Genomic DNA, 6,883 nt, shown 5'->3' on the forward strand with positions numbered 1-6,883 from the left:
CCGGAGCGCACAGACCGTCAACGCCGATAGCGGCGCCACCGCTGCCGCCATTGGCGCTTGACCACGCGCGCCACGCGCCAGGCCCACGATGCGCGCGCGCGTTCGAGCACGGCGTGCTTGAGGCGCATCCAGTGGGCATAGACCACCGCAAACCAGCGCAGCCGCATGAGTGCGGGCTGCGTCAGCGCGAACAGGCGCGCCACCACGGCGGTGCCCACGACCTTGGCCACCACGATCACCAGCATGCCCAGCAGCACATGGCCGCGCCCCACGGCCCACAGGGCCAGCAGCTTGATGGGCAGCAGCATTGCCGTGGGCAGGGAAAAAACCGCGACGGCGGCCCACGGTGGCAGGGCGCGCACGCGCGCCTCGATCCAGCGCAGGCCAGGCCACCGGCTGATGCGCGCCACCAGCTGCTGCAGCGGCTCCCAACCCCATTCCTCGAACAGGATCAGCAGCGCCAGCACCCCGTTGCCCAGCCCGGTGAGCAGGCGCAGGGGCAACAGCAGAATTTGGCGCAGCATGGCGCATGGTACTGCCGCCGCCACGGCGGACGGGCAGGGCGCCGCCGCAGCGATGCTGCGCTCTCAGATCAGCGTCAAAAGTGGCTCAAACGCTTATCGGGTAAGCGTTGGCAGCTATCAATCAATGGGTTTCGAGGGGCGGCGCCACGCAGGGCGCGGGCCTTGGCTCAGACGCCGCGCGCGCGGTCGGCCTTGAACTGCGCGCGGAACTGCGCGAACTGCCCGGCGTCGAGCGCTTCGCGCACCTCGCGCATCAGGTTCAGGTAGTAGTGCAGGTTGTGGATGGTGGTCAGCATGGGGCCGAGCATCTCGCCGCAGCGGTCGAGGTGGTGCAGGTAGGCGCGCGAGAAGCCGCCGCGTCCGCCGGCATCCCACGACACGCCGTCTTTGCCGGCACAGGCGTGGCAGGTGCAGGTGGTGTCGAGCGGCTGGTGGTCGGTCTTGTGGCGGGCGTTGCGGATCTTCAGGTCGCCAAAGCGCGTGAACAGCGTGCCGTTGCGCGCGTTGCGCGTCGGCATCACGCAGTCGAACATGTCGACGCCGTCGGCCACGCCCTGCACCAAGTCTTCGGGCGTGCCCACGCCCATCAGGTAGCGCGGCTTGTGCGCGGGCAGCCGGTGCGGGGTGTGCGCCATGATGGCCAGCATCTCGTCCTTGGGCTCGCCGACGCTGACGCCGCCGATCGCATAGCCGGGGAAGTCCATCTCGACCAGGCGCGCCAGCGACTCTTCGCGCAGGTTCGTGTACATGCCGCCCTGCACGATGCCGAACAGCGCGTTCGGGTTGTCGAGCCGCGCGAATTCGTCCTGGCTGCGTTTCGCCCAGCGCAGGCTCATCTCCATCGACTGGCGCGCTTCGCGCTCGGTGGTCAGGTGGCCCTTGGTCTCGTAGGGCGTGCACTCGTCGAGCTGCATCACGATGTCGGAGTTCAGCGTGGTCTGGATCTGCATGCTGACCTCGGGCGACATGAACAGCTTGTCGCCGTTGACCGGGCTCGCGAAGGTCACGCCTTCCTCGGTGATCTTGCGCATCGCGCCCAGGCTCCAGACCTGGAAGCCCCCCGAGTCGGTGAGGATCGGCTTGTCCCACTGCTCGAACGCGTGCAGGCCGCCAAAGCTCTGCATCACGTCCTGGCCGGGACGCATCCACAGGTGGAAGGTGTTGCCCAAGATGATCTGCGCGCCCATGTCGTGCAGGCTTTGCGGCATCACGCCCTTGACGGTGCCGTAGGTGCCCACGGGCATGAAGATGGGGGTTTGCACCACGCCGTGGTTGAGCGTGAGCGTGCCGCGGCGGGCGTGGCTGGTGGGGTCGGTGGTGAGGAGGTCAAACTGCAGCATGGGCGCGATTGTCCCAGATGGGGCGGCGCGCCCAGGTGCGCCGCTACACTGGACCGAACCATCCAGAAAGGGAATTGCCATGCTCAAGATTCTGATTGCCGTCGATGGCTCGGAGCGGTCGCTGGACGCCGTGCGCCACGCGCTGCAGCTGCTGCAGCAGGGCCTGCGCGCCAGCGTGGTGCTGGCCAACGTGCAGGAGCCCGCCTCGCTGTACGAACTGGTGGTGTCGCGCGACCCCGACCTGATTGCCAGCGCCAGCCTGCAGGCGGGCGCCGACCTGATGGCCTCGGCGCGTGCGCTGCTCGACGCTGCGGGCATCGCGTACGACACCGAGATCGGCATCGGCGACCCGGGCCACACGCTGGTGGACTTGATCGAGACCTCGGGCTGCGACATGGTGCTCGTGGGCGCGCGCGGCCAGGGCGCCGTCAGCAGCGCGCTGCTGGGCTCGGTGTCGCAGGCTGTGGCGCACGCAAGCCCGGTGCCGGTGACCATCGTGCGCCATGCGGCGCCGCAGGTGGAGCCCGAAGACCTGCAGGAAGACGACGGCGCGACGGACACCCTCGAAGGGTTTCGCGGCGGCGCTTGAACCCGAAGGGGGCAGCCCTCAGGCCGCGCGCCGCCAGGGCTCGGCGGTGCGCTGCAGCTTGCCGTGCGGCAGCGTGGCCAGGCGCTTGAGCATGCGCCGGCAGTAGCCGCTGATCCACAGGCACTTGTTGATTTCTTCGACCGGCAGCGGGCCCGACACCACGACGATGTCGTTGGCCATGTCCTGCGCCCCGGCCGCGCGCAGGCGCCGCCGCGTCATGGCCGCCCAGGACTGGATGCGCGTCGGACTGCCGTGCTGATGCACCTCGCCGGTGTGCGCGTCAAAGGCAATGGCCACGGTGTCGGTCTTGAGCTTGAAGCGGCGCTCGCCCGTGACGGCGCTGGGCGTCTCGCGCATGTCGTACAGGTAGTAGCTGCCGGCCTTGAGCTGGTATTGCATGTCCATGGGGGTCCTCTGTAGCGGCATTGTCCGGGCAGGGGCGCGCGGCGATGGCAGGGAATGCGCCAGGAAACCGGCTCTTATCGGGAGCGTGGCCGGGGTGGCGCGGCGCACGCCATTGTGTCGGCAGCGCAGGGGCGGTTCAAGGCGGGCCGGGGCCAGGAAGTAACAGGATGTGATTCAAGCCCCCTGCCGTTTGGGAGGCCGCGCTCAGAAATCGACCAGGCTCAGCCCCACGCTCAGCACCGTGCGCCGGCGGTTGTAGTCGATCAGGCTGTCGCCATAGCCACTGAACAGCTGCGTGTGCAGGCGCAGGTTGCTCTTGCCGCCGCCAAAGCCCTCGCCCAGCGTCTGCAGCCATTCGAGGCGCGCCGAGCCGCGCCCATCGCGCTTGAGCGCATGGCGCAGCGTGACGCCGACGGTGTTGCTGCGGTTGACGTTCCAGTACGCCTGCAGCTCGCCGCGGCCGATGTAGTCCGAAATGCCGGGGTTGTCGTCGTTGGCCGCGCTCTCGGCGAGGCGGTGCCACACGCGCCCCTGCACGCGCCAGCGCTGGCCCTGTTCCATGCCGGCCATCAGGTAGACGCGGTTCCAGCTGCGCGACAGCGGCAGACTCTGGCCGTTGGACTGGTGCACGAGCCCCAGGCCGCTGTAGCGCAGGCGCCAGCCGCCGGGCAGGCGCACGTCGCTGGGGTAGGCGTAGACGACTTCGGGCTCGTGGTCGGTGGTGCGGAAGGGCCGCGAAATGGCGGGGCTGAACAGCTGCCAGTACGACTGCTGGGTGTAGCCGAACCACAGCGAATCCTTGCGCTCGGAGTCGCCCTGCGTGAGCAGCCCCTGGGCTATTTTGGTGCGCACCGACAGCTGGATGCGGTTCTCGGTGTTGCGGTAGTCGATGGGCGCGGCGGCCGTGTGGTCCGGCGCGCTGGAACTGGGCTGGCGGTTGACGTTGCTCGCCGCCGCCACCGACGCGTTGATCGGCCGGTAGCCGCGGAAGCTGAAGGTGCCGCAGTCGGTGCCCGGCTCGAGTTCCCAGAAGCGCGACATCTCGCTGTACTGCGCGTCGCGGCAGCCCGTGGTGCGCGGCACTTCGACGATCTGCAGGGCCACCGGCGGCGCAGGCGGCGGGGCGACTTCGCTCGCGGTTGGCGCAGTTGACGCGCTCGCGCCGCCCTGCGCCCAGGCGTTGGCCGAGGCGGCCGTGGCGCTGCCGGACGCCGCCGGAGGCGCGGCCTGCTGGCCGGCCCACTGGTCGAAACAGGCCAGGCGCGCGCTCTGGTCGTTCTGCAGCGCGGCGCACTGCTGCCAGGCGGCGTCCCGCGCGGGCGCCTGGGCCAGCGCCGGCGTGGCCGGCAGCGCGGCCCACAGCAGGGCCGCCGCGAGCGGGGCGCGCATCAGGTCCCTGCGGCCTGCTTGCGCAGCACGAAGGGCAGGGTGGTTTCGGGGGTGACGTTGTTCCATGTTCCGCGTATTTCCTTTCCACAGCTGCCGTCCACCACATCGCCGCTCCAGGTGGCCGCGATGTGGATGCCGTCGGTGGATTCCTCCAGGGCCAGTGCGCCCTCGTGCACATCGCCGGTGACCAGCGCCGTCGCGTCGCCGCGCGCCACCGTGCCGCGCACGCTGCCCGCCAGCTCGGGGTGCGGGCCCAGGCGCAGCAGCGCGCCCTGCTCCGCGCCAGCGAGCGTGGCGCGCCACAGGCCCTGCAGGTGCTGCTGGTCCATGTCCTCGGCCGAGGGGCAGGTGCTGGCGGCCGGCGCAGCGGCAGTGTGTGTTTCGGGGTCTTTTTGGGCTCTGGCGCTTGCCATGCAAGCGCAGGAAGCTATCAATATCAGAGTGATTGGGATGTTCATAGGGCGGCGGAGGCGGCCTGGGCCGCGCTCGTGGCCTGGGCCTTGGCGGCAAATTCGGCGCGCAGCGCGCGCAGTTTCTCGCGCGGGTCTTCGCGCGCGGTGGTCTTGTCCAGCGCCATCTCGGCGATGAAGCGGCTCGGCTGCGCGGCGACCATCTCGCGGCCCTTCTTGCGCTTTTTCGTCCAGCTCACGGCCAGCGTGCGCTGGGCGCGCGTGATGCCCACGTACATCAGGCGGCGCTCTTCCTGCAGGCGCTGCGCGATGTCGTCGGTCACCTTCTGCTGGCGGCCCTCGTCGTCGCCGAGCTTGAAGGGCAGCATGCCCTCGGTCACGCCGGCCAGGATGACGTGCGGCCACTCCAGCCCCTTGGAGGCGTGCAGCGTCGAGAGCGTGACCATGTCCTGGTCCTTCTCGCGCTCGCTGATGGTGGACAGCAGAGCGATCGTCTGCGCCACCTCCAGCAGGCTCTTGGATTCGCTGGTGACCACGCTGCCCGCCGTGTCGTCGATCTGTCCGCCGGCGCGCTGCGCCATCCAGTCGCAGAACTCGAGCACATTGGTCCAGCGCGCGGCAGCGACCTTCTCGCTGTCTTCGCCGTCGTACAGGTACTTCTCGTACTCGATTTCCTTGAGCCACTCGGCCAGGAAGCTCCGCGCGTTCTCGGCGCCCAGCGTCTGGCGCGCGCGGTATTCGAGGTCGTTCACGTAGCGGCCGAATTCGAGCAGGCTGTCGAGCGCGCGGCGCGGCAGCGCCGCCGGCAGCATCGGCGAGAACAGCGCGGCGAACAGGCTCAAGCGGTGCTGCGTGGCAAAGGTGCCCAGCTGCGCCAGGCTCTGGTGGCCGATGCCGCGCTTGGGCGTGCCGACCGAGCGCAGGAACGCCGGGTCGTCGTCGGAGTTGATCCACAGCCGGAACCAGGCGCACAGGTCCTTGATTTCGGCGCGGTCGAAAAAGCTCTGCCCGCCCGAGACCTTGTAGGGAATGTTGGCGCGGCGCAGCGCCTTCTCGAACGGCTTGGCCTGGTGGTTGGCGCGGTACAGCACGGCAAAACCGCGCCACTCGGGCGGCGGGTTGGCCGCGGCGCGCAGGCCTAGGATGCGCGCGACGGCGCGGTCGGCCTCGTGCTCTTCGCTGTCGGCATCGACCACGCGCACCGGCTCGCCCTCGCCGAGTTCGCTGAACAGCGTCTTCGGGAACAGCTTGGGGTTCGGGCCGATCACGTTGTTGGCAGCGCGCAGGATGGCGCTGGTCGAGCGGTAGTTCTGCTCGAGCTTGATGACCTGGAGCTTCGGAAAGTCGACCGGCAATTTCTTCAGGTTGTCGAGCGTCGCGCCGCGCCAGCCGTAGATCGACTGGTCGTCGTCGCCCACAGCGGTGAAGTGGCCGCGCTCGCCCACCAGCAGCTTGAGCAGGTCGTACTGCGTGGCGTTGGTGTCCTGGTATTCGTCGACCAGCACATGGCCCAGCAGCGCCTGCCACTTGGCGCGCACCTCGGGGAAGTCGCGCAGCAGCTTGAGCGGCAGGCTGATCAGGTCGTCGAAGTCCACGCTCTGGTAGGCCGTCAGCCGCTCCTCGTAGCGCGCCATGATGGTGGCGATGCTGCGCTCGCTGTCGTCCTTGGCCTGGGCCAGTGCTTCCTGCGCGTTCATGCCCATGTTCTTCCACAGGCTGATGGTCCACTGCCACTGGCGCGCGGTGGCCGAGTCGGTCGTGCCGCCGGCCGCGTCCTTGAGGATGCTGGTCACGTCGTCCTGGTCGAGGATGCTGAACTGGGGCTTCAGGCCGAGCACCTTGCCGTCCTCGCGCACCATGCGCACCCCGAGCGAGTGAAAGGTGCAGATCAGCACGTCCTTGGCCTGGCGCCCGATCAGGCCCTTGGCGCGCTCGCGCATTTCGGCGGCGGCCTTGTTGGTGAAGGTAATGGCGGCGATGCGCTTGGGCTCCATGCCGCGCTCGATCATGTGCGCGATCTTGTGCGTGATCACGCGCGTCTTGCCCGAGCCCGCGCCGGCGAGCACGAGGCAGGGGCCGTCCGTGTAATGGACAGCCTGGAGCTGGGCGAGGTTGAGACCTGCAGACATGGGCGTGGGAATGGAGAGAGAACGGGAGCCGAGGGTGAGCGCGCAATGATACAGAGCGGGCTGCGCGTGCCCGGCCGTGGCGTGTCTGCATGTATCG

General features: G+C 69.1%; 7 protein-coding genes. 1 reads left to right on the forward strand and 6 read right to left on the reverse strand.

Going from position 1 to position 6,883, the window contains the following annotated elements:
- Positions 1-17 precede the first annotated feature (17 nt).
- Both B2J89_RS10870 and tgt read right to left on the reverse strand, forming a co-directional pair.
- Positions 18-524: a hypothetical protein gene (locus tag B2J89_RS10870; protein WP_240964874.1), complete on the reverse strand. Its 507-nt coding sequence runs from the start codon at positions 522-524 to the stop codon at positions 18-20.
- 167 nt (positions 525-691) lie between these two features.
- A complete protein-coding gene (gene tgt, locus B2J89_RS10875) occupies positions 692-1,864 on the reverse strand; it encodes a tRNA guanosine(34) transglycosylase Tgt (protein WP_169169098.1) in 1,173 nt (390 codons plus the stop codon).
- Between the two features lie 79 nt (positions 1,865-1,943).
- On the opposite strand from tgt, the gene B2J89_RS10880 reads away from it, so the two are divergent.
- Entirely contained in the window at positions 1,944-2,453 is a 510-nt protein-coding gene (locus tag B2J89_RS10880; protein ID WP_169169099.1) for a universal stress protein, read from the forward strand.
- Positions 2,454-2,471: 18 nt separating this feature from the next.
- On the opposite strand, the gene B2J89_RS10885 is transcribed toward B2J89_RS10880, so the two are convergent.
- The 4 genes from B2J89_RS10885 to B2J89_RS10900 form a co-directional block, all read right to left on the reverse strand.
- Entirely contained in the window at positions 2,472-2,858 is a 387-nt protein-coding gene (locus B2J89_RS10885) for a hypothetical protein (protein WP_169169100.1), read from the reverse strand.
- 204 nt (positions 2,859-3,062) lie between these two features.
- Positions 3,063-4,247: a phospholipase A gene (locus tag B2J89_RS10890; RefSeq protein WP_371809059.1), complete on the reverse strand. Its 1,185-nt coding sequence runs from the start codon at positions 4,245-4,247 to the stop codon at positions 3,063-3,065.
- Positions 4,247-4,660, reverse strand: coding sequence for a hypothetical protein (locus tag B2J89_RS10895; RefSeq protein ID WP_240964880.1), 414 nt, complete (start codon positions 4,658-4,660; stop codon positions 4,247-4,249). The genes B2J89_RS10890 and B2J89_RS10895 overlap by 1 nt, the downstream gene beginning before the upstream one ends.
- Before the next feature lie 41 nt (positions 4,661-4,701).
- Positions 4,702-6,786: an ATP-dependent helicase gene (locus B2J89_RS10900; protein ID WP_169169103.1), complete on the reverse strand. Its 2,085-nt coding sequence runs from the start codon at positions 6,784-6,786 to the stop codon at positions 4,702-4,704.
- Positions 6,787-6,883 lie beyond the last annotated feature (97 nt).

This window comes from Acidovorax sp. SRB_24, from assembly GCF_012931925.1.

What these genes read in the sequence shown, in the direction of transcription:
- B2J89_RS10890 (WP_371809059.1), bottom strand. Translation starts at nt 4,247, where the DNA reads ATGCGCGCCCCGCTCGCGGCGGCCCTGCTGTGGGCCGCGCTGCCGGCC.
- tgt (WP_169169098.1), bottom strand. Translation starts at nt 1,864, where the DNA reads ATGCTGCAGTTTGACCTCCTCACCACCGACCCCACCAGCCACGCCCGC.
- B2J89_RS10895 (WP_240964880.1), bottom strand. Translation starts at nt 4,660, where the DNA reads ATGGCAAGCGCCAGAGCCCAAAAAGACCCCGAAACACACACTGCCGCT.
- B2J89_RS10900 (WP_169169103.1), bottom strand. Translation starts at nt 6,786, where the DNA reads ATGTCTGCAGGTCTCAACCTCGCCCAGCTCCAGGCTGTCCATTACACG.
- B2J89_RS10870 (WP_240964874.1), bottom strand. Translation starts at nt 524, where the DNA reads ATGCTGCGCCAAATTCTGCTGTTGCCCCTGCGCCTGCTCACCGGGCTG.
- B2J89_RS10885 (WP_169169100.1), bottom strand. Translation starts at nt 2,858, where the DNA reads ATGGACATGCAATACCAGCTCAAGGCCGGCAGCTACTACCTGTACGAC.
- B2J89_RS10880 (WP_169169099.1), top strand. Translation starts at nt 1,944, where the DNA reads ATGCTCAAGATTCTGATTGCCGTCGATGGCTCGGAGCGGTCGCTGGAC.